The sequence below is a fragment of the Novosphingobium sp. ZN18A2 genome (assembly GCF_036784765.1).
Lineage (GTDB): Bacteria > Pseudomonadota > Alphaproteobacteria > Sphingomonadales > Sphingomonadaceae > Novosphingobium.
Map to the genome: position 1 here is coordinate 1,543,241 of NZ_CP136651.1, position 24,370 is coordinate 1,567,610.

Below are 24,370 nucleotides of genomic sequence, written 5' to 3' on the forward strand. Positions count from 1 at the left end.
GACAGGCCGCGCAGCCGCCGCGGTGTGATCCGCGGTCGGTGCGCGGCCCGCCTGCCTAACTCGTTCGATCGTCGGCGTTGGTCTTCACCTGCGCCTGTGCGGGGCCGATCCAGCCACCTGCGGTCGCAACATACAAGCGGGCTATATCCAGGATCTGCCGCGCGCGCGCTTCGGCAAGGTTTGAACGTGCGCGCTGATATTGTCGCTCGGCATCCAGTATCTGGAGAATACCGGTATTGCCGACCTGATAGCTGCGTTGCGACAGGTGCAGCGACTTTTGCGCCACGGCGGTTGCCTCGCGCTGGTTGTTTACCGAACGCGCGTCGCTGTTTACCGCCTGAAGCAGGTTGGCCACTTGCCGGAAGGCGTCGAGCACGGTCTGGCGGTAGGTCGCCGCGGCCGCGTGCGCCCGGTCGACCGCCGCGCGCCGCTCTGCCTTCAGCGTTCCGCCGTGAAAGATCGGCGCGAGAATGCCGCCGAACAGGTCAAACCCGCGCGTGGACTTGCTGAACAGGTGATCGATGTCGTTCGATCCCTGCGTGACCGTCGCGCCAAGCGTGACGTCGGGATAAAGGTTTGCCGTGGCAACGCCCACCGCCGCCGTCGCGCTGTGGAGATTGGCTTCGGCTTGCAGGATATCTGGCCGCTTGTGCACCAGCCCGGACGGAAGGGTAACCGGAATGGATTGCGGCAAGGTGAGGGTGTCGAGATCGAAATCCGTGGCGCCAAGGTCGGCCGGCGCGATGCCCACAAGGGTGGCCAGAAGATGGCGGGCTTCAACCAGTTGCTGGTCAAGCTGTGGGATGTCGCTGCGGTCGTTTTCGAACTGGCTTTGCGCATTCAGCACTTCGACCAGCGTGCCTTCGCCAGCGTCCTTGCGCTTGCGCGTCAGGTCTATGTTGCGCCTGTCGTCGTCGAGCAGCGCGTTGGCGGTCGCGATGCGCGTGCGGATCGCAGCGATGGTCAGCACCTGATTGACGACCTGTCCCGCGATGGAAAGATGCGCGGCTTCCACCTGGCGCTGTTGTGCTTCGGCCTTCGCCGCGGCTTCCTCTACGCCGCGACGCAACTTGCCGAACGGATCGAGGTTGAAGGAAACACCTCCGCCGATCGAATAAAGGTCGAACTCGGGATTACCGTTCAGGCCAAGCCCGGAATTGGGCTTGAACCCGAAAGCCGCAAGATTGGCCTGTTCATGCTCTATCCGCGCGTTGGCATCCACTTGCGGCAACCGTTCGCCGCGGGTGGCGGCAAGCTCTTCACGCGTGGCGGCAAGCGTGGCGTTGCTCGCCTCCAGGCTGGCATTATGGGCAAGAGCCCGATCGACCAGAGCGTTCATTTCCGGCGAATTGAATGCGGTCCACCAGCGCAATTGCGGCCCGGCCCCCTGATTCACGGCCGGGACGCCTTTTGCCTGTGACTGCTGCTCTTCTGCCGTGCTGCGGTAGGTCGAACTGCCCGGAGAGGCGGGCGGGGTAAAGTCCGGGCCGACCGTGCATCCTGCCAGTGCGGCAATAGCCGGTCCGACGAACAGAAGATTTCTCAGGTGATGAAGTGTGGGCATTGGTCAGTCCAGGTGCATAACCGGTGCATCGCCGCCCCTTTTCGGGGGGCTCATGAACAGGATCAGTGGGGCGACGATCAGGGTCGTGATGAACAGCGCGTGGTAAGCGTCGGTGTAGGAAACCATGCTCGCCTGTCGGGTCACTTCCGCGTTCAGTTTCGCCAATGTGGAAGGAAGGGTGAAATCTACGCCTGGCATTGCCTTTTGCAGCATGGGGTTGTCCGGTCGGACGCCCTCGACGAGGCGAGAATGGACGGTATCCGCGTTGCGGATCGTCATTGCCTGCAGAACGGAAATGCCGATGGCGGAGCCGATATTGCGCACGAGCGTGAACATCGCCGCGCCTTCGTTGCGCAGGCGCGAGTCGAGCGATGAGAAGGCAATTGTCGAAAGCGGTACGAAGATCAGTCCGGTGCCGATCCCCTGGATGAAGCCGGATGAAATGACCAGGCTTTCATCCATGCCCAGCGTAAAGCCGCTCATCCGATAGGTCGAATAGGCGGCGATTGCCATTCCTGTTCCGATCAGCAGGCGTGCGTCGACCCGCTCAATCAGTCGTCCGACGATGACCATCGATACCATTGTGCCCACGCCGCGCGGGGCGGTGACCAGACCGGTAAGGACCACAGGATATCCCATCAACCCTTCCAGCATCGGCGGAAGCAGGGCCAGGACCGAAAAGATCAGAACCCCCAGGAAGAAGCCGAGAATCGAGGAGGAGACGAAATTGCGATCCCTGAAAAGGGCCAGGTCGATGAAAGGTTCGTCTGCTGTCAGCGTGTGGACGATGAACAGATAGAAGAAAGTCACGGCTGCGGTGGCCTCGCCGCAAATTTCCCATGAGGAAAACCAGTCCTGTTGCTGTCCTCGATCCAGCATCAGTTGGAGCGATGCAATCGCCAGCGCCAGCAGGGTGAAACCGAACAGGTCGAGCCGCTGGGGCGCGGGAGACTTTGAATCTGTAAGGAACAGCCAGAGTCCGGCAAATGCGACGACCCCGACCGGCAGGTTGATGTAAAACACCCATCGCCAATCAAAATTGTCCGTCAGATAGCCGCCCAGCGCCGGACCGATGATCGGGCCGAGGATCGCGCCCATGCCCCAGATCGCCATCGCCGGGCCGTGCCGTTCGGGCGGGTTGATGTCCAGCAGAATGGCCTGGCTCATCGGCACCAGCGCAGCCCCGAAAATGCCCTGCAAAAGACGAAAACCGACCAGTTCGCCCAGACTTGTCGACAGACCGCACAGGCCCGAAGCAATGGTAAATCCGACGATCGACCATAGGATCAGCCGCTTGCGGCCGATGCGTCCGGCCAGCCAGCCGGTAAGCGGCGTCATGATCGCCGCCGCGACGATATAGCTCGTCAGTACCCAGGTGATCTGGTCCGCCGACGCCGCGACGCTGCCTTGCATATGTGGCAGCGCGACATTCGCGATGGTGCTGTCCAGCGAGTTCATCACGGTCGCCGCCATCACCGATGCGGTGATGAATGCCCGTGTCGCCGGAGCGGGGTATTGATCGTCCATCCTACTGGCGGGCGGCCGGCTGCCTGGGCGGGGCGTCCGGACCGAACAGCTTACGCCGATGGCCGGTATCGACTTCCACTTCGACGCTCAGCCCTGCGTGAAGGTGCGCATCGGCAGGCAGGTTATCGAAGGAAAGCAGGACCGGCAGCCGCTGCACGACCTTCACCCAGTTCCCGGTGGCGTTCTCTGCGGGTAGCACTGAAAACGCGTTACCCGTTGCCGGGCTGAAGCTTGAGACATGAGCCTTGAGATCGAGGTCGGGATAGGCGTCTATCGTTATCGTCGCGGGCTGGCCCAGCCGCATATATTGCAGCTGGTCTTCCTTGAAGTTCGCTTCCACCCAGATGCGCGTTCCCGCTTCCATGAAGACGGGCCTGCCGGCGGTGACGAAATCGCCCACCTGCAACTGGTCCACCTTGGCCACGACGCCGTCCTGCGCCGCGCGGACCACGGTATAGCCAAGATCCAGCTTCGCCTGGTCGAGGACCGCCTGGGCAGCGCGAACCGAAGGCTGGCTGCTTAAAGGAGCCGAGGCATTGCCGGACAGTTTTGCCTGGATCGAGGCGTTCTGTTGTTCGACCGTCCGCACGTTTTCGCGGGCCGTCCGTGCCGCCAATACCGCCTGTTCATACTGGTTCTGGCTGGAGATGCCTTCGGCCAGCAACTCCTTCTGCCGGGCCATCTCGCTTTCGGCATAACTCGTCTGCGATTGGGCGGCTGCCAGCTGCGCCTGTCCCTTGCGCAAGTCCGCCCGCTGTGACGATACTTGCGTTTTTGCATCGGCAAGGTCCGCCTCGGCTTTGGCCACGCGCGCCTGGAAGGGGGCTGGGTCGATGCGAAACAGCACTTGTCCCTTGGTGACGCGCTGGTTGTCGTGAACGGCAACCGAGATGACCCGACCGCTGATGTCCGGGCTCACCGAAACGAGGCCCGTTTGCAGGAATGCGTCGTCGGTCGATTCGTAACGCCCGCCGCTGAGATAGACGTAAAGCCCGCCCACGAGGAGAACGACAGGGGCGAGCATGAGCAGCGCCTTGCGATACTTCTTCAGGCCGCCGCGTTGTTTTGTCTGTTCGTCCGGCGATGTTTCGGCGCTGGTCGATTCCGAAAACGCCGGGTCTGTGCTCCATTCGTCTCCTAGCACATCGTGGCCTTGTGCCGGACGTGTTTCCTCCAACGGAGATGATTGCTCCACTTGCGGGATTCCTTGCGACGATTGATAGACGATGTTCTGCCTGAGGGCTTGAAGACCGCCGGTATAGTGCGTCGCAATAATTTATCTAATGGCGATTTGGCCGATATGATATGAACAGAATTCATGAAACAGATTGATCTCAACCTCCTGCAAACTTTCGATGCCCTGTTCGAATTGCGCAGCACCACGCGCGCTGCCGATCGGCTAGGGTTGACCCAATCCGCCGTAAGCCATGCATTGCGCCGGTTGCGCGCCGCGTTCCAGGACCCGCTGTTCGTGCGATCGGGCCGATCCCTGCAACCAACCGCCAGGGCCGTGGAAATGGCGCCGGAAATTCATGCGGGCCTGGTTCGGTTGAGAAACGCGCTGACGCCGGGCGAATTCGATCCCGCGACTGCCCGGCGCACGTTCACGCTGGCGGTGGGTTCCTATTTCTGCACGCTTATTGCCCCGCAGTTGATCGCATGGGGGCGCAGGGCTGCCCCCGGTGTTACGTTTCGGCTGGTTCCGCCCGACAAGGATTTGCCGGCAATGCTGGAGGACGGATCGGTCGATCTGGCGGTCGGCCTGTTCGATCAAGTACCCGATCGCTTTGTGACCGAGCCGCTGTTTTCGGACGAATTCGCCTGGATCGCGGCATCGGATCATCCGCTTGCCTCCCGTCGCCCGGTCACGGTTGCCGATCTTGAGGCAGCGCATCACCTGCAGATCGGCACCGCGCATCCGTTCGGTTTGCCCAGCGCCTTGATTGAAACACGCCAGGTGTCCGATGTCGGAGGGGCGCAACGCGTATTCGACATGGATGCCAGGGCGGTCGTTTACGATGCCCAGACGGCGATTGCCGCCGTAAGCGAGAGTGAGCTTATCGCGCAGGTTCCGCGCCGCCTGGCGACCAGGGTCGGTCGGGGCATGGGGGTGGTTTGTCTCGACACGCCGGCGCGTTCGGTCAGGTTCACCATGATGGCGCTGTGGCAAGGCAGGTTGCGCCAGGATGCGGGTATCCTGTGGCTGCTTAACCGGCTGAAGGAAATATAGCGTCGGGGCAGGGCGGATGGCTTGATCGACTCAAAAATAGAACATAAAGAGAACAAATGAGAGTCGCCCAAGCCCCGTTCCACAAGTGCGAATCGCAGATTGCAGAGTCTCGCTGGCCAAGCGGAGCGGCATCGCTCGATGCGGCGCTGGCGGGCGGCTTCGCCTGTGGCCGGGTGCATGAAGTCTATGCGGCGGAGGCCGATGATGCTGCCGCCGCCGCAGGCTTCGTGGCCGCGCTTGCCAGCGGCATGAGCGAGGATCGGAGGCGCCCCCTGTTGTGGTTGCGCACACGGCGTGACGCGGGCCGCACCGGCACGCTCCAGGCAAATGGCTGGGCAGAGCTGGGCGGGCGGCCAGAACGCTGCCTGTTCGGCCTTGTGGCTGACGAAAAGATGTTGTTGCGCGCGGCAGTCGATGCCTTGCGCAGCGCCGCGCCGGGTGCCGTGGTGATAGAGGGATGGGGGAAGATGTCGGGGCTGGACCTGACGGCGAGCCGCCGCCTTGTCCTTGCCGCCGAAAAATCGGGCGTGCCGCTGTTTGTGCTGCGGATAGATGCCTGCCCTTCGTCCAGCGCGGCGCAGACCCGCTGGCAGGTGTCCGCCGCTCCGTCGCGCGCCTTGCCCGGCCATGCGCCGGGACGGCCCGTTTTCGCCATCGAATTGCTCCGCCAGCGTTCGGGTCCGGCGGGCCTCGCCTGGAAACTGGAGTGGAACCGTGATCAACGCATGTTCCGGGAAGCGTCGCTATCTGGCGCTGTGGTTCCCGTTCCTGCCGGCGGAGCGGCTGCGGATTCACGCGCCGGAACGATTCGCCCCGTCATCGGACGACGCGCCGCCTGATACACCGCTTGTCCTTGTTACCAAGGTCAAGGGCGCACTGCGGCTGGCCGCGGTGGATGCGCGCGCGCGCGCGCTCGGCCTCGCGCCGGGGCTGGGCCTTGCGGATGCGCGGGCCCGCCATCCGGACCTTGCCATTGCCAAATGGAACGAAGAGGCCGACCGTCACTGGCTGGATCGCCTGGCGCGCCGCTGTATCGGCTGGTCGCCGCTTGTCACCGCCATGCCGCCCGATGCCATCGTGCTCGACATTGCCGGGGCCGGGCATCTGTTCGGCGGCGAGACGAGGCTTGCCACCCAAGCGGAGGAAACGTTCGTCGGCACCGGGATGACCGTGCGGATCGCCTGCGCCGATACTGCCGAGGCGGCATTGGCGCTTGCCTGCCATGCACCGCTGCCGGTGCGTGACGAATACGATGCGATCCGCGCCTTGCCGATCGCGGCACTGGGGCTGGAGCCGGACGGTTCGACCGCACTGCGCCGCGCCGGGCTCAGGACCGTGGGCGATGTCGCGGCGCGCCCCGCGGCGTCCATTGCCGCGCGTTTCGGGGCGGAAGCGATCATCGCGCTGCGCCGCCTTACTGGCGAGGAGCAGGCGCCGATCCCCGCGCTTTCCCAGCCCGAACCGCTGCGCTTCCAGCGCCGCTTCGCAGAGCCTGTCAGCCACCGGTCGGCGATCGCCAACTGCTTCCTCGAGCTGTTGCGGGAGGCGGCGCAAGTGCTGGAAGAACGCGGGCTGGGCGGGCGCGCCTTCCTTCTGGTGCTCGAACGCAGTGATGGCGCGCGCCAGCGCCTTGAAATCGAAACCGGCCGGCCCACGCGCGATCCCGCGCCGGTGCTGCGCCTGTTCGACGAACGTATCGCGGCACTGGCCGACCCTCTCGATCCCGGTTTCGGCTATGACCGTATCGTGCTCCATGTCGGCGTGACCGAGCCACTCGCCCCTGCGCAGCCTGCGCTCGATGGCGAGGAACGGGCCGGGGCCGCGCTTTGCGATCTGGTCGACCGGCTGAGTACGCGGCTGGGGGCGGACGCCTTGCAACGGCTGGAACCGGGCGACAGCCACATCCCCGAACAGGCCCAGCTTGCCTTCCCCGCGATCCGCGTGCGCGCACCGGTGCGCTGGCCCGCGCCGCCACCGGACGAACCGCCGATGCGCCCGCTGTTCCTGTTCGATCCGCCGCAGCCGATCGAAGTTATCGCCGAAGTGCCCGACGGCCCGCCGCATCGCTTCCGCTGGCGGCGCAAGTTGCACGAAGTGCGGCTTTACGAAGGGCCGGAACGCATCGCTGCCGAATGGTGGCGGCGCAAGGGGGGAGAGCATCCCGGCAAGGGCGGGATGACGCGCGACTATTACCGCGTAGAGGATGTGCGTGGACGGCGTTACTGGGTGTTCCGCCACGGCCTTTACGAAGAAAAGCCCGATCCGCGCTGGTATCTGCACGGCCTGTTCGCATGAGCGAAGAGGTCCACAAAAATGGCCTGTTCGCATGAGCGAAGAGGTCCACGAAAATGGCCTGTTCGCATGAACGCCGAACCCGCTTTCGCGGAACTGGCCGCGGCGACCAACTATTCGTTCCTGCGCGGCGCCTCGCATCCGGCCGAGATGGTCGAACGCGCCTGGCAACTCGGCATGACGGGCATTGGTATCGCCGACCGCAACACCGTGGCGGGCGTGGTTCGCGCGCACATGGCGTGGCGCAGGATCGGCGGCACGACGAGCGGGTTGCGTCTCGTCACCGGAGCGCGACTGGCCTTTGCCGACGGCACGGAAGACGTGATCGCCTATCCCGCCACGCGCCACGGCTGGGGACGGCTGACGCGTCTGCTGACGCTGGGGAACCGCCGCGCCGAAAAAGGTGACTGCATCCTGCGTCTCCCGGACCTGCTCGATCATGCAGACGACTTGTTGCTGATTGCCACCGGGCGTGACCGGCAGATGCTTGACCGGTTGGCCGAAGCCCGCGCCGGTGCGGTGTGGCTGGCTGCGACGATGCACCGTTCCGGGGCCGATGCGCGGCGATTGGTCGAGGCGCAGGCGCTGGCCAGTGCGGCCAGGGTGCCTCTCCTTGCTACCAACGACGCGCTTTATGCGAAGCCAGAAGCGCGGGTGCTGCACGATGTCGTTACCTGCATGCGCGAAGGGGCGAGCGTGCAAACGGCGGGCCGCCGTCTTGCCGCCAATGCCGAACGACACCTGAAGCCGCCGGCCGAGATGGCGCGCCTGTTCGCCGCCTGTCCCGAAGCGATCGCGGCGAGCGGCGATATTCTTGGCCGCATTGTATTCACGCTTGACGACTTGCGTTACGAATATCCGCACGAGCCGGTGCCCGAAGGCTGGGAGCCGCAAGGCTGGCTGGAACACCTGGTGACGGAAGGCGCCCGCGCACACTTCCCCGATGGCCTGCCCGATGCCTATCGCCGCGCGCTGGACGAAGAGTTCCGGCTGATCCGCGCGCGCGGTTATGCTTGTTATTTCCTCACCGTGCATGACGTGGTGCGCCATGCGCGCAGCCTCGATCCACCGATCCTGTGCCAGGGGCGCGGATCGGCGGCGAATTCGCTGGTCTGCTATCTGCTGGGCGTGACCCCGATCGACCCGGTGCGGGAAAAGCTGCTGTTCAGCCGTTTCCTGTCCGAAGAGCGCGACGAACCGCCCGACATAGACGTGGACTTCGAGCATGAGCGCCGCGAGGAAATCATGCAGTACATCTATGCGCGCTATGGCCGCGAACGGGCGGGGATCGCCGCCACGGTGATCCACTATCGCCCGCGCAGCACGATCCGCGAAGTGGGCAAGGCTCTGGGTCTCAGCGAGGATGTGACCGCGCGGCTTGCCGGCACAATCTGGGGGAGCCTGGGCAGGGAGGTGGGCGAAGCGCGCGTCGCCGAAGCCGGGTTCGACCTTGCCAATCCGCAGATCGCGCGGCTGAAGGAACTGGTCGACCGGCTGCTCGATTTTCCGCGCCACCTGTCGCAACACGTCGGCGGCTTCGTGCTGACCGAAGGGCGGCTTGACGAACTGGTGCCGATCCACAACGCGGCGATGCCCGAGCGCACTTTCATCGAGTGGGACAAGGACGATATCGACGCGCTGGGGCTGATGAAGGTCGATGTTCTGGCGCTCGGCATGCTCACCTGCATCCGCAAGGGCTTCGACCTGCTGCGCGCGCACGGCCTGGGCGAGGTTACGCTGGCCACGGTCCCGCGCGAAGACCCGCAAACCTACCGGATGCTTCGGCGCGGGGATTCGATCGGCACCTTCCAGGTCGAAAGCCGTGCGCAGATCGCGATGCTGCCGCGCATGAAGCCGGCCGAGCTTTACGATCTTGTCATCCAGGTGGCGATCGTGCGGCCGGGGCCGATCCAGGGCGGCATGGTCCATCCCTATCTCAGGCGGCGCAATGGCGAGGAAGCGGTTGTCTTCCCTTCGCCCGCGCCGCCGCACGACCCGGACGAACTGCGCGATGTGCTGGGCAAGACACTGGGCGTACCGCTGTTTCAGGAACAGGCGATGAAGCTTGCCATCGTGGCGGCCGGGTTCACCCCTGCCCAGGCGGACGGTCTGCGCCGCGCAATGGCGACCTTCCGCAACCACGGGACGATCCACCGCTATCGCGAACAGCTTGTCGGCGGCATGGTGGCGCGCGGTTATGACGAAGACTTTGCCGAGCGGTGCTTCGAACAGATCAAGGGTTTCGGCGAATACGGCTTTCCCGAAAGCCATGCGCAGGCATTCGCCTGGCTCGCCTATGTTTCGGCCTGGCTCAAGTGCCGCCACCCAGCGGTGTTCACCTGCGCCCTGCTCAACAGCCAGCCGATGGGGTTCTATGCGCCCGCGCAACTGGTGCAGGACGCGCGCGAACACGGGGTGGAAGTGCGCGCAGCCGATGTGAACGCCAGCGATTGGGACTGCACGCTTGAAAACACGGCAGATGGCGCGCTGGCGCTGCGGCTGGGCCTGTCGCGCATCCATGGCTTCCGGCAGGATTGGGCAAAGGCCGTTTCAACCGCGCGGGCAGGCGGCAGGTTCGTGTCGCTTGAAGATATTGCCCGCCGTGCCGGGCTGCCATCCGCGGCCTTGCATAAGCTGGCCGATGCCGATGCCTTCGGTTCGCTGGGCGTAAAGCGCCGCGATGCCTTGTGGGAAGCGCGGCGCACGCCAACCGGGCAATTGCCGCTCTTCGCCGCCGCCGAAGCGCCCGAACTGGGCGCGGAACCCGATCCGGCGCTGCCCGCGATGTCTGCTGCAGAGGAGGTCGTGGCCGATTACCAGACCACGCGTCTTTCGCTGAAGGGCCATCCGATGCAGTTCCTGCGGCAGGCACTCGCGCAGGAAGGCGTGCTGTCCTGCGCAGCGGCCAATGCCATGCGCGAAGGCCGCAAGGCGCGGGTGGCGGGCGTGGTGCTCATCCGCCAGAGGCCGGGCAAGGGCAACGCCGTGTTCATCACGATCGAGGACGAGACGGGGATCGTGAATGCGCTGCTGTGGGCGCGCGATATGGAGCGTCAGCGCCGCGCGGTCATGGCGGCGCGGCTTATGCTGATCGAAGGCACGATCCAGCGTAGCGACGAAGGCGTGGTCCACCTGATGGCGCAGCGCATCGTTGACCGCACCGCTATGCTTGACCGGCTTTCGGAAAATCCCCCCGCCGGTCCCGATGCACCGCACGGCGGCGATGCCGCGCCTTCCGGTTACTCCCGCCCGCGCAGCCATCCGCGCAACGTCAGGATATTGCCACGGTCGCGGGACTTTCATTGACTGGCAGTAAACGGCATTGCCCGGCAATCATCGGCTTTGGCGTCGCCGCACGAAAAATGTCCGCGCCGCCTGCTCCGCAGTATTGCCGCGATTGCGCCATATCGACATGAATGCCATGCTGATTGCGGCGCCTGACCGTCAAGCGATTGGGAAAGAGCAATGACGACGCCCTTCAGTTCGTTTGACGATGATGACATTCCGCTTCCAGACCCTGCGCGACAGCCCGAAAATCCCCGTGTAGGCGCTCGTACCGCGATAAGCGCAGCCTGGGTGATCGGGTCACGCCTGATGGCCAAATGCATCGACCTGGCGTTGCTGGTGGTTCTGGCGCGCCTGCTGACCCCCGCGGATTTCGGCGTCGTCGCAATCGCGATGACGCTGGTGCAGATCGTGGAGGCGGCGTTCGAACTGCCGGTGATCCAGGTTCTTGTGCGCATGTCAGAAGTGGATCGGCGCCACTATGACACGGCCTTTACCATGGGCCTCGCGCGTGGATTGGTTCTTGCGGTGGCGCTCGGCCTGATGGCTATCCCGTTCGCCTCGTTCTATGGCGATCAGCGCATAATCCCGATCATTGTTGCATTAAGCTTCGCCCCCGCGTCACGCGGGATGCTCAGCCCGCGCATGGCGGATTATGCGCGCGCTATCGACTTCCGGCGCGACGTGGCGATAGAAGTTGGCGGAAAGCTTGTCGCCTTTGCAATCGCGACGGGCGTTGCGTTTGCTACACACAGTTACTGGGCGCTGGTGATCGGCACCGTCACCACGCCGTTCACCATGCTGGTGATCTCGTTTGTCCTGGCGCCCTACAGGCCGCGCCTGTCGCTGTTCGACTGGCGGACATTCGCGGATTTTCTCAGCTGGACCACAGCCTCGCAGATCATTGTCGCCTTCAACTGGCAGTTCGATCGCCTGTTGCTGGGCCGCTTCGTCAATTCGACCAGGCTGGGCCTCTACAGCATGGCCAACGACCTGAGTTATCTGCCCGAGCAGTCGATCATCGTGCCGATCAAGCGCCCGTTGCTTTCCGCCTTCGCAGCCATCGGAAACGATCGGGAGCGCGTTGCCGAAGTCTATCTGCGCACTTCGGCCTTGTTGCTGGCAGCGGGCCTGCCGCCGATTGCGGGGCTGAGCGTTCTGGCCGAACCGGCGGTGCGGCTGGCGCTTGGCGCGAAATGGCTTCCTGCGGTTCCGATCCTCCAGTGGCTGGCCGTGACCATGATCGCGCCGCTGTTCGTTTCCGCCCTCGGCCCGCTGGCGCTGGCGCTGGGGCAAACGCGGATACTCCTGCGCCAGAGCGTAGTCGAACTTGTGGTTCGCGTCCCGCTCATGACCGCCGGCGTGCTGGTCGCCGGGCTGTGGGGGGCGGTCGCGATGCGGATTGTCGTCGGCGTGATCATGGCCGCCGTATCGTTCTGGTTCGTCAACCAGATCGTCCGTATGCCGATGCGGCGCCAGCTTGCTGCCGCGGGATTGCCGCTGTTTGCCGGGCTGGTCCTGACGTTGACGCTTGTCGCCCTTCGCCCGCTTCTTGACGGGGTTACGGGCCTTGCCCTCGCCATCGGGCTCGGCCTGACGGGACTGGCCGGACTGGCAACCTATATTGCGACCATATTCGCTGTCTGGCGGTTGACCGGACGCGGGCTCGGGATCGAGGACAGGATAGTCGACTACCTGAAGACGCTTCCCGTCTTGCGCGGAAAATCCTGATCGGCGCCAGTCCGAGCCTGCACGATATAGAGCCGTCCATCCTGCTCCAGAAGGAGTAATCACATCAGGGAACTTGCCGTCGGCAGGCAGGGAGTGCGAGACTTTCCCGGTGCTTGAGAATGGGTTGGCACTAAAATTCGGAGTTCCCGATACCATCCGAAGAACCTTCCCGACTTCCGGATGATTTCCAGTAAAGGTTCGGTCAGATGAAAACTTCATACGATATGGCGAACCTGGATGCGCACGAACCCGACGACGTGCTGGAACTGACGCCCGATTTGCGGATGGAGGAAGCGGCGCTGGATTCCGGTTATATCCGCGAATGGACGCGCGCACTGAAAGTATGGGAAGACCTGCGCAACGAGCGCGCGGCGCCGCTCGTTTCGGACACTGGCGGCAAATTCGACGCATTCGGAAACGGTCAGATTGTGATGCTCGATTTCTCGCGAAGCCGGCAACGCCCTGCAATAGAGCCAGCCAGCCAGAATGTTCCGCCGGTTTTCCAGGCCCTGCGGGACGAGGAAGGGCGCCTGAACCCGTTCTCGATCCGGCCGGGCTTTATCGAAAGCTGCCTTCAGGCGTTGGAAGCACAAGCCCCGACAGATGGCCAGCTCGTCCGCTCGGGGGAAGGTGGGCGGTCGTACCCCGTTTTGCTTCTGCCCTTTTCCGTGGATGGCGCCGCGGCGTCGCAGGTCATGTGCTTGCTGCCAGAGCAGGAGCATGACGATCACGCTGACGAACTGCTGCTCTACCAAGAGCTGGACCCGGATGAAGAGCCCGCGTTGTCCGGTCAAAAGGAAGAACACCATGACCGGCCATTCTTTCATGTGATCGCGGGGGAGAAACCGCCAGTCGTAAGACCGGCGCGGGCCGCCTCGGCCAGCAGCCGGTTGCCCGTGCCAGCGATGGCTGCGCCTTCGATTTCGTCCGTTGCCGTCTCACCGCCCGGTTTTCCCACCGGTTCCAATGCCACCCTGCACGATTACCTGGCTATTGCACGGGAACTTGCGCAGGCGGCGGGCGAACTGGAATCGCGATCGCGCGGAGCGCTTTATCGCGCATTGGGCGGAGCCTATGATTTTGCCCTTGCGGTCGTGCAGGAACCTGCGGGATTTACCGAGCTTGCGCACGATGCCGGGCTGACGATGCAGGCGCGTGCGCCGATGATGCCGCTTCTCAAGCTGGTTTTCGGATTGAGTTATAACAAGACGCGCCTGTCCGAATACGCCACCATCCTTGACCATGCCCTTCGGGTCGGCATCTGCAAGGGCCACCTGGAAGAATACCTTCTGGAGAGCCAGGGCGGGCTAAAGTCCATCGTCAATGCAGAGCGGCAGTTGCGCAAATCCGATCGGCCGGCTGCAATTGCCCGCCGCGCCCCTCAGCCCCAGATTGCGCGCGCCCTGCGGTCCATGCCGGCTCTGCGCTTGTCGGATTTGGCCGATCAGGCGGATAGCAACGACGAATTCGTGCTTATCGTCGCGCGGCGCGACGGCGGACGGCGTCTCAACCTGATAGGCGAAGTGCCGCAAGACATCGCACTGCTCGAGCGCGCGGCCCGCAAGATGCTGAAGGGGGCAGGACAGTAAGCCGGCTGTTCCGGCGAACCGGTTAGACTAAAGAGCCACAGGCTAATCCCGAAGAGAAATAGCGCCTCGGTATCGCGGCTGACATCTTGTCATGCGTGGACGTGTCGACCAACTCCGTGGCCGTTCCCGGTCAATTTTTTCCGGCCTCACCACTTCGGACCGGCGTGCGCAGCCTTGCCTCTGCCAAACGCTGGCACATCGCGACGGCGCTGGCCGGCGTGGGGGCGCTGGCCGTCGCCAGTCCCTTGGTGATGGGAACCACGCAATCGGGGGCGCCATTGCAAAATGGTGCGACCGATCAGCAACCTGCACGCATCATGGACGATCGCCCGCCGACGCCCATGATGCGGCTGCTCAATTCGATGCGCGATCTCGACATGGCAGGGCCGATCAGGGCGAACCTGGAGCTTGCGCCTGCCGTGCCCGATGCCGCCCATCCGCTGATCTTCGCAGGGAAATCGGATGACAGGCAACGTGCGCTGTCCTGCCTTGCCACGACGGCGTGGTATGAAGCCGGAAACGATGCGGCGGGCGAGCGCGCCGTTATTCAGGTGGTGCTCAATCGCGTTCGGCACCCGGCTTTCCCCAACTCGATCTGCGGTGTGGTGCTGGAAGGCGCGAACCGCAAGACCGGCTGCCAGTTCTCCTATCTGTGCGACGGATCGCTGCAACGAAGGGCACCGTCTTCGCGCGATATGGCGAAGGCCGTGGCGCTGGCGGAAAGCGCGCTCGGCGGTTCGGTGGACAAGGCCGTGGGGCAGGCGACGCATTACCACGCCGACTATGTCAATCCGTTGTGGAACGCGGTCATGCAGCGCGTTTCGAAAGTCGGGCCGCACATCTTCTATCGCTGGGGCGGGCTGCGCGGCGCGCTGAACAGGAAACTGGTGTTCGACGACCACGGTGAGCCTGCCATAAAGCCGGTGCTGGACCGTAATGCATCGAATGCAGGCGACACGAAGCAAACCGGCGATACCACCCGTCTGGCCCTCGATAGCGATGCGCTCAACTGGGCGAAGCCGGGAGAGAGCCAGGTCGGGGGGCAGGGCGGCCTGGCGACCGGCGGTGCCGTGCGTACCAGCCAGAATTCGATGAAGGTCATGCTGGTCGATCAGGGCGGCCCGAACGGGCGATGGGCGGTGTCGGCCATGAATCTCTGCCCCGGCGATCAGGCGTGCCGGGTGGCCGGATACGGGAAAGCGGGCGAACCGGATGCGAATGCTCAGCCCGGCGACGTCGCGAAGGGCAAACCCTTGTTCCTGTTCGTGCGCGATGGCTCGGGCATGTCCGTCGCCCTTTGGGATTGCCAGCGCGCGCCGCGTCCGGATGCCAGGCAATGTATGCCCGACGGTGCGGAACTGGCGGGGCTGATGGGAAAATAGGCGGGCGACCGCGATTGAGCGTCCCGATCCCGATAGCTGTTCTGCTGCATTCGTCCCGCGTCCGGAATCGATCCGGACGCAAATTAACGGGATTAGCCGGAGTGGAAAACGGAATCAGGCAGTTTGCCGAACTTCGGAAAATCCGTGCGAACTGGCCCAGATCGCGGCCTGGGTGCGGTTGCTGACCTTCAGTTTCCTGAGGATCGCCTTTACATGAACCTTTACGGTTGCTTCGCAGACGACCAGTTCGCGCGCGATCACCTTGTTGGAATAGCCGGCGATCAGGCAACGCAGCACATCCTGCTCGCGCGGGGAGAGGCATGCCTCTTCGGTGCAGGCGCTCGGAATGGATTCGGGCCTGCTTTGCCGTCCGCCGTTCTCGAAAAAGTTCATGAGATCGGCCGGCACAACGCGCTCACCCACGGCGGCAAGCCGCAATGACGCGATCAGCGGCGCGGCCTTGATCGATTTGATGATATAGCCCTGCGCACCTGCATGAAAGCAGGCGACCATCTGTTCCAGATCGAATTTCTCGCTGAGGACAACGATCACCGATTGCGGATTGGCATCCTTCAGATCGCCGACGGTACGGGCCTGGTCGGAAGAATCGAGCCCGTCAAGCAACACGATCGCTTTCGCGTTATCCCTGTTAGTTTGAAATCCCGTGTAATCTTCATATGCACCGGCAATCGAGAAACCTTCGGATTGCAGGATATTCGACAAGCCTTCTCTGGCTATGTCATTAGGACTGATCAGGAAAACTTCTTGAAACATTAGTATCTCCCGAAGATTCCGGCACGCAGCAACGCTGCACCCCATGTGCCGCCTCTGGAACAATTTTCCATGACGCAGCAGTGCGACTCCGGTTAGATGAGTTAATTCTGTTGCAACCGCGAACGAGAATCAACCGGATTAATTAATCCGGCTTACGGATGATTGCGTATCGTTCCGGGAATTGCGAAGTCTCTGCGACCCATTCTCAATGTCGCGTGTCGGGGCATCGCGATCATGCGAAGGATTGGCGAGGCAAGGCTTGTCCCTCTCCGGATGGGATAATCCTGGTCGGAAGAGGGATGGGGCGATTGCCCCCACCATTCGGATGCCGCTTCAGAAGAACGCTTCTTCAACCGTGATCGTGTCGCTCGGCGCGATCTTCAATGCCATGTCGCCAAGCCGGATCCGGCGCGCGTTGGGCCAGTCGGCCCGCTTCAGGCGAACCACGCTCTTGTTCGCGCGGGCCGTAAAGCCACCTGCCATCGCAATCGCCTGGTCGAGCGTCAGTTCGCCGCTGTAGGGATATTCGCCCGGCTTTTCGACTTCGCCCAGGATGTAGAAGGGACGATGCTCGACAATCTCGACGGAAACGCGCGGCGTCAGCACATATCCGCCTGCCTTCAGCTCTTGCGAAATGGCGTCCGCCAGACGCAGCGTCGTCATTCCCTTGACGTTGATCGGCTGAATCAGCGGCATGGAGAGCACACCGCCATCGCCGACCTGGTATTCCCCGGTCAGGGCGGTAACGTCGAACACGTTGACCTTCACCTTGTCGCCCGATGCGAGGCGGTAGCCGTCGGTCAGTTCGCTGTTCGCGGACTGGGCTGACATCACGGGAAGATTGCTGGTGGCACAGCCGGATATGGCAATCGTCAACAGGCAGGCCAGCGCCGTGCGAAGCAGGGCGCGGGCGTTGCGATCGAATTGACCGATCAGGTTTCTAAAACCGTTCATGCTTGATCCTGTCAGCTGCGCCTTGCCGGGCGTGTCCTCCATTCGGTCTGCAATGCCGGACAGGCCGGAAAATCGACCGATTTCAATTCAAAATCGTAAGTGCAAGCATCTGCCAAAGATACTGCTCTTTCGAGGCAAACCGGATGATGCAGATCGGCGGAAACTATCCCGTTTGGGCTAATCGGACGATACAACCGATGCCCGTTTGTTTCGAAGCGCAAACTGGGAAATTGTTGCGAAGGGGAGAGTTGTCGCGGGCTCATCGGGCCTGACCTCTAAGCAACGGAACCAGAGCGCCAGTAGGATGGAAAGACTTAAGGACGACCTGATTGCTCGCCGTTTCGATGCGGCTCCGGAAATCTGGGACTCGGACGCCTGGGCCCGTGACGAAGGCTTTCGCGCGGCTGGAACTGCCCGGTCGAGCGATTATGAGGCGCTGCTGATCCGCCATATCGATGAGAGCATCGGCCAACCGTGCGAAGCGCCACGCCGTGCCGGGGCGCCCTTGCCCCAGTCCGCGCGTTATCGCCGGGCGAGCCGGTTTCTCGACATTGCCGTGTCTATGGCGCTGATCGTCCTGCTGGCGCCGGTGCTCGTTTTGCTGACGCTTGTCGTCGCGATCGCCAGCGAAGGATCGCCCATATTCAGGCATCAGAGGGTGGGCCGCGACGGCAAGGCCTTCGATTGCTACAAGTTCCGTTCCATGCCGCTGGACGCGGACAAGCAGCTTGAACGCCTGCTGCGCGAGGACGCCGGCCTGCGCCGCGAATGGGAACAGCATCACAAGCTGACGAATGACCCGAGGATCGGCAGGTTCGGGCAATTTCTTCGCAAGACGAGCCTGGATGAACTGCCACAGCTCTGGAACGTGCTGCGCGGGGACATGGGCCTTGTCGGTCCGCGTCCGATCGTGCGGGCCGAATTGCGGCACTATGGCCGCCATGTCCCGACGCTGCTGTCGATGAAGCCGGGCCTGACCGGACTTTGGCAAGTCACTTGCAGAAGCGAGGCATCATACCGGCGCAGGGTAGCGATCGATCGCTTCTATGCGCGGCACCGCAGCCTCGGCTTCGATATCCGGATCCTTTTTGCAACAATTCCCGCCGTGCTTCAGCGCCGCGGCGCCTGTTGAGCGACGGGCGATGACAAGAGCTAGGCGACCAGCCACATGAGCAAACCCCACAACGCAATGCCCAGCGGAACGGCAAGCAAAAGACCGCGCGCAAAGCTTCGCTGCGGCCCGGGCACGCATTTGCGTCCGTCTTCGCGGTCTGTGCGCGACCGATTCTTGGTCCTTGAGAAGCTATCCATCCGGATAGGGGTATTACTCCCTTCGGCTGGTCGGGGCCAGCGCTTTCCCGTCTCTGTCGATCCGTCGTCGGGCACAGGGCGGCGAGGGGCAGGCCGGTTGGCGTATTTCCGGGACGAGATGCTCACCATCGGGACGATTTTCGCCCTTGCCATCGGCAACGATCCCGACAAGCACAGGAAGATAGAACAGGCTATCCGCCTTGGAGATGCCAACCGCCCGAACGCCGCGCCAAAATCGGGTATTGCGGGTCTGGCTGCATTTGTCGTCGCCTGCCTGGCTGTGCCCAGTCCGGCGCTTGCCGCGGAGTCCAAGCCAAAGACACCGATAGACCTGTTCCTGCCCGAGGAAGCGCCGGGCGTGCACCTGTCGCCGGGGCTGGTGCTCAAGGCGTCTGCCGATGCAGCTGTCGAATACGATAGCAATATTTATAACATCCGGTCGAACGTCCGGTCGGACACGGTCGGCATCTTTATGCCGGAACTGACGGTCGCCACCGACTGGGCGCGCCACAGCCTGGCCCTGATAGGGTCAGCCGAGATCCGGCGCTATTTCGACACGACCCCGGAAAACAGCAACCAGTGGGCGATCAAAGGCGTTGGCACCTTCGATCTCGGTTCCCGCGCAAGCCTGTTTGTCGAGGGCGGGCTTGCGGATTTGATAGAGCGGCGCGGGACATCGGGTGACACGTTCTTCACCGATCGGCCGATCTCCTATCGGCAGCGGCGCCTGAAAGTCGAACTTTCCCGTTCCGGCGGGATTATGGGGCTGTCTATCGGGGGCACGATTTCGAAGCTGACATACAGCGACGCGACGCTTCAGGGCGTGCCCATCGACTTGTCCTATCGCGACGTGGTCCAGCGCGAGGGTCACGTGCGATCCGATTTCGACGTCGGAGCGAAGCTTTCGGTCTATGCCATCGTCAGCGGAAACCAGGTCGATTATTCCCGGAATATCGGCGTGTCGCGTAATTCGAGCGGTTATTCCGTGCTCGGCGGTGTTCGCTATCAGGTCAATGCCCTTGTCGATGTGGAAGGCGCGGCCGGTTACATCCACCAGACCTTCGACGATCACAATGCGCAGTCGGTCGGCGCGGCGAACTTTCACCTGGCGGCGAACTGGACGCCGACGCCGCGCTGGAAGCTGACCGCTTCGGCTGGCAAGTCCGTCGATCCCAGCCCGTTGTCCAACGTTCCGGCGGTGGTCCGCACCAGTTTCGATCTTCGGGCACAATACGCGTTCAGCGACAAGGTTCTGGTCGAAGCGCACGGCGCTCACGTCGTGGACGATTATCGCGGTTTCACCGGCAGCGACAAGCGCACGGGTGTCGATGCATCGATCAAGTACCGGCTTTCCGGGCACCTCGTCGCATCGGTCCACGCCGGTTATCGCGATGGGCAACGGGCCATCGAACCCGGCCACTATCACGGCTTCAACGTAGGCCTGACGCTGGGAGCAGCGCTGTGACCGTCCTGCAGCCATCGATCCTTCGGGCCGGCTGCCCGCTGGACCCTCCCTTCGGAGACAACGGATGAACAGCCACTCACTCGAACTCGTCCCGCCGGGCGGGAATGGCGGTGGAATCGCCCGGATCGGAGAGCAGTCGCCCGCTGCGGCGGATCGCCTAGACCTGTCCGAAAGCGTTACGTTCATTCGTCGCCGGCTGATGCTGATCGCCGGAATTGTGGCGTTGACACTCGCCGCCGGCCTGCTGATTTCCCTTCTGTCCACCAAGACATACAGGGCCGAAGCGACCGTGATGGTCGAGCAGCAAAGCAATGTGGTGGACCAGACGGCCACGACCGCAACTGCGCCGCCGGAAATCAGCGGCGAAATGCTTGAAACCCAGTTGCAGATTATCCAGTCGCGCGAAATGGCGTCCGCGGTCGCGCGCAAGCTTGGTCTCGACAAGGGCATGGGTGATGCGCAGCGCCGCGAATTGCTCGACACCATGCAAAAGAACGTCAAGGCGGCACGGTCGGGCGAAAGCTTTGCTTTGACCATCTCCTATGACGATTCCGATCCGCACATGGCCGCACGGATTGCCAACACCTATGCTTCGACGTTCGCCAACTGGCGCGTCGGCGTGGACCAGGCGCGCAACGACGAGGCGCGCAAGGAAGTGGCCGCCCGGCTGGCCGAACTGCGCACACAGGCGCAGAACGATACGCAAAGTCTTCAGCAGTATCGCATCGCCAACAACCTGCTTTCCACTACCGGTGCTTCGCAGACAGAGCAGGAACTGTCCGATTACAGCGTCGAAGTGGCCAAGGCGCGCGCGCAGGCGGCAGAGGACCAGGCGCGCCTCAACACGGCGCTTTCCCAGTTGCGCTCAGGCTCGAACGGCGACGACGTTGGCGAGGCGCTTGATTCCCCGGTCATTTCGTCGCTCCGCACGCAAGAGGCAACACTTGCCGCGAAAGTGGGGAGCCTCTCGTCAAGCTATGGCCCGAACTATCCCGCACTGATCGATGCGAAGGACCAGTTGAAGCAGGTCCGTGCCAGCATCCAGGCAGAAATCTCGCGCGTGGTATCCAACTTGCGCGCCCGCTCGGAAGTGTCGCAGCAGCGGCTTGCCTCGCTGAACGGCAGCCTGAACGGCGCGCGAAACAAGCTGGCGAACAACAACGAGGCGATGGTGGGGTTAAGCGCGCTCCAGCGCACCGCCGAAGCATCGCAAGCGATCTATGAGACATACCTGAACCGCTACAAGCAGCTTCTCGCGGCGGAAGGCACCGAAAAGCCCAACGCGCGAATCCTGACGTCGGCCGTGCCGCCGCTGAAGGCGCGCACGCCCAACCTCAAGCTGAACCTCGCGCTTGCGCTGGTCATCGGGCTGGGGCTGGGCATCGTGGTCGCCTATATCGCCGAAGCGCTGTTCCAGGGCATCACCAGCGCGGATGACGTGCGCAAGGATCTGGGCGAGACGTTCCTGACGTCGATACCGCTGATGCAATCGGTGGACAGGCAGAATTCCAACGCGGTGCAGACCGTCAGGGAAGATCCGCGATCGGCGTTTACCGAATCGTTCCACAACCTTGCCGTTTCGATCGACCAGGCCGCCCGCGGCCATTCTCAGGTCATCGCCATCACCTCCGCGCTTCCGGGAGAGGGCAAGACGTTGATGTCGTGCTGCCTTGCCCACGTTCTGGCGCAGGGTGGCGAACGCACCGTGCTGATAGACTGCGACTATCAGCGGCGCGGGATCACCAAGCTCCTGGATGTCAGGCCCGAACAGAAAGGGCTGATCGAAATTCTCGACGGCAGCGCCACTTTCGATGTCGACCAGATGGTCCACAACCTGTCGTTCTGCGTGGTTCCCTTGCAACGGGGCGACGGCGGCGACGAGCATCTTCTGGCGGGGCAGGAATTCATCGATCTGCTGGACGAGCTGCGCGGCAAGTTCGATCGCATCGTGCTGGACCTGCCGCCGATCCTTCCCATGGCTGTGACGCGCACGATAGCCAGCCGCGCGGATGCGGTGGTTCTTGCGCTGCGGTGGCGCAAGACATCGAAATTCGCCTTCCGCGCGGCGCGCAGCCGCTTGCCGGACGATCTGGTCAACGTGGTTGGCGTTGCGCTCAACCAGGTCGATCTGCGGCGGCGCGGCTATTTCGATCCCAATGACGTTGCCTATTACTACAATCGCTACAAGGACTATGCGGCTTGACCCTGGGCAACGACGCCAGAACCGCGGCATACATTCCCGCGCTCAGCCCGTTTTCCAGTCCGCGCGTTGCACTGGTGCATTACTGGCTTGTATCGATGCGCGGCGGGGAGAGGGTGCTCGAACGCCTTCTGGGGCTCTATCCCGGCGCGGACATCTTTACGCACGTCTATGACGCGAAGAGCGTATCGTCGCGCATCAGGCAGGCGCAGGTAAAGACCAGTCTTGTCAGCCGGATGCCGTTCTCGCGCCGGCTCTATCAGTATTACCTGCCGATGATGCCGATGGCGCTGGAGGAGTTCGACCTGGGCCAATACGACCTGGTGATCAGCAGCGAATCCGGTCCCGCAAAGGGCGTGGTCACACAGCCCGGCAGCCTTCACGTCTGCTATTGCCATTCGCCGATGCGCTATCTGTGGGATCATTATCACGTCTACAAGCAAGCGGCGAACCCGATCGCGCGACTGGCGATGCCGACGATATACCACTGGCTGCGCAACTGGGACGTCAGTTCCAGCGCACGGGTTGACCGGTTCGCGGCAAATTCGTCGTTTATCCAGAGCCGGATCGCCAAGGTATGGCGGCGCGATTCCGAAGTGATCAGCCCGCCGGTGGACACCAGTCTTTTCACGCCTTCGCTTGAGCAGGATGATTACTATCTGTGGGTCGGCCAGATGGTGCCGTATAAACGGCCAGACCTGGCGGTGGACGCATTCAACGAAACCGGCCTTCCGCTGGTCATGGTCGGCACGGGCGGCATGATCCGCAAGCTTCGCGCGCGGGCGAAGCCGAACATCACCTTCATCGAACGGATGGACTTTGCGCGCCTGCGCCGCACCTATGCACGGGCGCGCGCCTTCGTGATGACGGCAGAGGAAGATTTCGGGATTACGCCGGTCGAGGCGATGGCATCTGGCCGCCCGGTCATCGCCTATGGTCGCGGCGGTGTGCTGGACAGCGTCGTGCCCGAACAGACGGGAATTTTCTTCGGCCGGCAGGAGGTTCAGTCGCTCGTCGAAGCCGTCGGCGCGATGGAACATTTCCTTCCGCACTTCGATCCGCGCAGGGCCATCGACCGGGCTAACCTGTTCGCGCCCGAGGTCTTCGATCGCAGGATGCGGGAATTCATCGCAATGGATTGAACGGGAACACGCCGGTGACCAGCCTTGCAATGCAGTATTTGAAATCGATGGCGATGCCGGTCCTCAACCTGGCGACGCGCAGATACGTTGCGGGAGAGCGAGTGGCCGATGCGGTCGACCTGGCGGCGCGCGCGCATTACGACGGCCTTGGCTGCACGCTGTGCTATTGGAACGACGGCACGGAAGATCCGCAATCCGTTTCGTCGCAGTATATGTCCATCGTGTCGGCAATCGGGCAACACGGCCTCGATGGTACGCTGGCCCTGAAGATTCCGGCGCTCTGGGATCGTGAGGATGAAGTCGCGCGGGTTGTCGAAGCGGCCCGGCAGGCAGGCACCCACGTCATGTTCGACGCACACGCGGCCGACCAGTCCGACGTAACGCTGACCTATCTCGAACGTCTTGGCGGACAAGGGTTGGGGCTGGCGATTCCGGGCCGCTGGCGGCGCAGCCTGCGCGATGCCGACCGGGCAATAGAGGCCGGGGCGGCCATCCGCGTGGTCAAGGGGCAGTGGCCCGACCCAGATGCGCCCGGCATGGACTTGCGCGAGGGATACCTGACGGTGATCCGCCACCTTGCGGGCCGCGCACGTTTTGTCAGCGTCGCAACGCACGACGCACCGTTGGCGGCGCAAGCCATGGAAATACTGGCGGATGCGGGAACGCCGTTCGAGCAGGAATTCGTGTTTCCCCTGCCGATTGCCGCCGCGCGCAGGGAAGGCGCCCGCTTCGGCGCGGCGGCGCGGCTGTATATCCCTTATGGCGAAGCGTGGTTGCCCTATTCGCTGAAGCGCGCCTTGCGAAATCCCAGGACTTTCTACTGGATCGCCCGCGACATGCTTGGCGGTGACAAGCTGGACCTGCCGCCCCTCCCGGCGTCGACGCTGGGGCGGTAAAGGAAAGGCAGGATCGGGGCGATGGACG

The 24,370-nt window shown here is 63.2% G+C and carries 17 protein-coding genes; 12 read left to right on the forward strand and 5 right to left on the reverse strand.

Annotated elements, in window-relative coordinates; all coding sequences use genetic code 11:
- Window positions 1–55: 55 nt before the first annotated feature.
- The 3 genes from RXV95_RS07605 to RXV95_RS07615 are packed head-to-tail and all read right to left on the reverse strand — an operon-like array spanning window position 56 to window position 4,286.
- Window positions 56–1,564: an efflux transporter outer membrane subunit gene (locus tag RXV95_RS07605; RefSeq protein ID WP_338468403.1), complete on the reverse strand. Its 1,509-nt coding sequence runs from the start codon at window positions 1,562–1,564 to the stop codon at window positions 56–58.
- A gap of 3 nt (window positions 1,565–1,567) precedes the next feature.
- Window positions 1,568–3,091 carry a DHA2 family efflux MFS transporter permease subunit gene (locus RXV95_RS07610; protein ID WP_338468404.1) on the reverse strand — a complete coding sequence of 508 codons (1,524 nt, stop codon included), beginning with the start codon at window positions 3,089–3,091 and terminating at the stop codon, window positions 1,568–1,570.
- A gap of 1 nt (window position 3,092) precedes the next feature.
- Complete coding sequence (locus RXV95_RS07615) at window positions 3,093–4,286, reverse strand: HlyD family secretion protein (protein WP_338468405.1); 1,194 nt, start codon at window positions 4,284–4,286, stop codon at window positions 3,093–3,095.
- Between the two features lie 123 nt (window positions 4,287–4,409).
- On the opposite strand from RXV95_RS07615, the gene RXV95_RS07620 reads away from it, so the two are divergent.
- The 7 genes from RXV95_RS07620 to RXV95_RS07650 all read left to right on the forward strand — a co-directional run bounded on the left by RXV95_RS07620 (window position 4,410) and on the right by RXV95_RS07650 (window position 15,600).
- Window positions 4,410–5,321 carry a LysR family transcriptional regulator gene (locus RXV95_RS07620; RefSeq protein WP_338468406.1) on the forward strand — a complete coding sequence of 304 codons (912 nt, stop codon included), beginning with the start codon at window positions 4,410–4,412 and terminating at the stop codon, window positions 5,319–5,321.
- A gap of 56 nt (window positions 5,322–5,377) precedes the next feature.
- The gene (locus tag RXV95_RS07625; RefSeq protein ID WP_338468407.1) at window positions 5,378–6,160 is read left to right on the forward strand and encodes a hypothetical protein; all 783 of its coding nucleotides are present in this window, start codon (window positions 5,378–5,380) and stop codon (window positions 6,158–6,160) included.
- On the forward strand, window positions 6,111–7,616 hold the full coding sequence (locus RXV95_RS07630) for a DNA polymerase Y family protein (protein WP_338468528.1): 1,506 nt from the start codon (window positions 6,111–6,113) through the stop codon (window positions 7,614–7,616). Before RXV95_RS07625 ends, RXV95_RS07630 begins: the two co-directional genes overlap by 50 nt.
- A gap of 66 nt (window positions 7,617–7,682) precedes the next feature.
- A complete protein-coding gene (locus RXV95_RS07635) occupies window positions 7,683–10,919 on the forward strand; it encodes an error-prone DNA polymerase (RefSeq protein ID WP_338468408.1) in 3,237 nt (1,078 codons plus the stop codon).
- A 159-nt stretch (window positions 10,920–11,078) separates the two neighbouring features.
- Window positions 11,079–12,629, forward strand: a complete 1,551-nt coding sequence (locus RXV95_RS07640; protein WP_338468409.1) for a lipopolysaccharide biosynthesis protein — start codon at window positions 11,079–11,081, stop codon at window positions 12,627–12,629.
- 206 nt (window positions 12,630–12,835) lie between these two features.
- Entirely contained in the window at window positions 12,836–14,218 is a 1,383-nt protein-coding gene (locus RXV95_RS07645) for a hypothetical protein (protein ID WP_338468411.1), read from the forward strand.
- Between the two features lie 164 nt (window positions 14,219–14,382).
- On the forward strand, window positions 14,383–15,600 hold the full coding sequence (locus RXV95_RS07650; protein ID WP_338468412.1) for a cell wall hydrolase: 1,218 nt from the start codon (window positions 14,383–14,385) through the stop codon (window positions 15,598–15,600).
- A 114-nt stretch (window positions 15,601–15,714) separates the two neighbouring features.
- Here the strand turns inward: RXV95_RS07650 and RXV95_RS07655 are convergent, their stop codons facing one another.
- Together RXV95_RS07655 and RXV95_RS07660 are read right to left on the reverse strand one after the other, a co-directional pair.
- A complete protein-coding gene (locus RXV95_RS07655; RefSeq protein ID WP_338468413.1) occupies window positions 15,715–16,419 on the reverse strand; it encodes a response regulator transcription factor in 705 nt (234 codons plus the stop codon).
- 288 nt (window positions 16,420–16,707) lie between these two features.
- Window positions 16,708–17,328 (reverse strand): polysaccharide biosynthesis/export family protein, encoded by a 621-nt coding sequence (locus RXV95_RS07660; protein ID WP_338468414.1) that lies wholly within the window; start codon window positions 17,326–17,328, stop codon window positions 16,708–16,710.
- Between the two features lie 304 nt (window positions 17,329–17,632).
- Between RXV95_RS07660 and RXV95_RS07665 the strand changes: the two genes are divergently transcribed.
- The 5 genes from RXV95_RS07665 to RXV95_RS07685 all read left to right on the forward strand — a co-directional run bounded on the left by RXV95_RS07665 (window position 17,633) and on the right by RXV95_RS07685 (window position 24,342).
- The gene (locus RXV95_RS07665; protein ID WP_338468415.1) at window positions 17,633–18,460 is read left to right on the forward strand and encodes a sugar transferase; all 828 of its coding nucleotides are present in this window, start codon (window positions 17,633–17,635) and stop codon (window positions 18,458–18,460) included.
- Window positions 18,461–18,736: 276 nt separating this feature from the next.
- Entirely contained in the window at window positions 18,737–20,104 is a 1,368-nt protein-coding gene (locus tag RXV95_RS07670) for an outer membrane beta-barrel protein (RefSeq protein ID WP_338468416.1), read from the forward strand.
- A 64-nt stretch (window positions 20,105–20,168) separates the two neighbouring features.
- Window positions 20,169–22,307: a Wzz/FepE/Etk N-terminal domain-containing protein gene (locus tag RXV95_RS07675; RefSeq protein ID WP_338468417.1), complete on the forward strand. Its 2,139-nt coding sequence runs from the start codon at window positions 20,169–20,171 to the stop codon at window positions 22,305–22,307.
- Window positions 22,304–23,446: a glycosyltransferase gene (locus RXV95_RS07680; RefSeq protein ID WP_338468418.1), complete on the forward strand. Its 1,143-nt coding sequence runs from the start codon at window positions 22,304–22,306 to the stop codon at window positions 23,444–23,446. The genes RXV95_RS07675 and RXV95_RS07680 overlap by 4 nt, the downstream gene beginning before the upstream one ends.
- A 14-nt stretch (window positions 23,447–23,460) precedes the next feature.
- Entirely contained in the window at window positions 23,461–24,342 is an 882-nt protein-coding gene (locus RXV95_RS07685) for a proline dehydrogenase (RefSeq protein ID WP_338468419.1), read from the forward strand.
- Window positions 24,343–24,370: the final 28 nt, after the last annotated feature.

Excerpts from the sequence above, each read along its gene's own strand:
- RXV95_RS07645 (WP_338468411.1), top strand. The coding sequence starts at position 12,836 with ATGAAAACTTCATACGATATGGCGAACCTGGATGCGCACGAACCCGAC.
- RXV95_RS07635 (WP_338468408.1), top strand. The coding sequence starts at position 7,683 with ATGAACGCCGAACCCGCTTTCGCGGAACTGGCCGCGGCGACCAACTAT.
- RXV95_RS07625 (WP_338468407.1), top strand. The coding sequence starts at position 5,378 with ATGAGAGTCGCCCAAGCCCCGTTCCACAAGTGCGAATCGCAGATTGCA.
- RXV95_RS07655 (WP_338468413.1), bottom strand. The coding sequence starts at position 16,419 with ATGGGGTGCAGCGTTGCTGCGTGCCGGAATCTTCGGGAGATACTAATG.
- RXV95_RS07620 (WP_338468406.1), top strand. The coding sequence starts at position 4,410 with ATGAAACAGATTGATCTCAACCTCCTGCAAACTTTCGATGCCCTGTTC.
- RXV95_RS07610 (WP_338468404.1), bottom strand. The coding sequence starts at position 3,091 with ATGGACGATCAATACCCCGCTCCGGCGACACGGGCATTCATCACCGCA.
- RXV95_RS07665 (WP_338468415.1), top strand. The coding sequence starts at position 17,633 with ATGGAAAGACTTAAGGACGACCTGATTGCTCGCCGTTTCGATGCGGCT.
- RXV95_RS07605 (WP_338468403.1), bottom strand. The coding sequence starts at position 1,564 with ATGCCCACACTTCATCACCTGAGAAATCTTCTGTTCGTCGGACCGGCT.
- RXV95_RS07660 (WP_338468414.1), bottom strand. The coding sequence starts at position 17,328 with ATGAACGGTTTTAGAAACCTGATCGGTCAATTCGATCGCAACGCCCGC.
- RXV95_RS07640 (WP_338468409.1), top strand. The coding sequence starts at position 11,079 with ATGACGACGCCCTTCAGTTCGTTTGACGATGATGACATTCCGCTTCCA.
- RXV95_RS07675 (WP_338468417.1), top strand. The coding sequence starts at position 20,169 with ATGAACAGCCACTCACTCGAACTCGTCCCGCCGGGCGGGAATGGCGGT.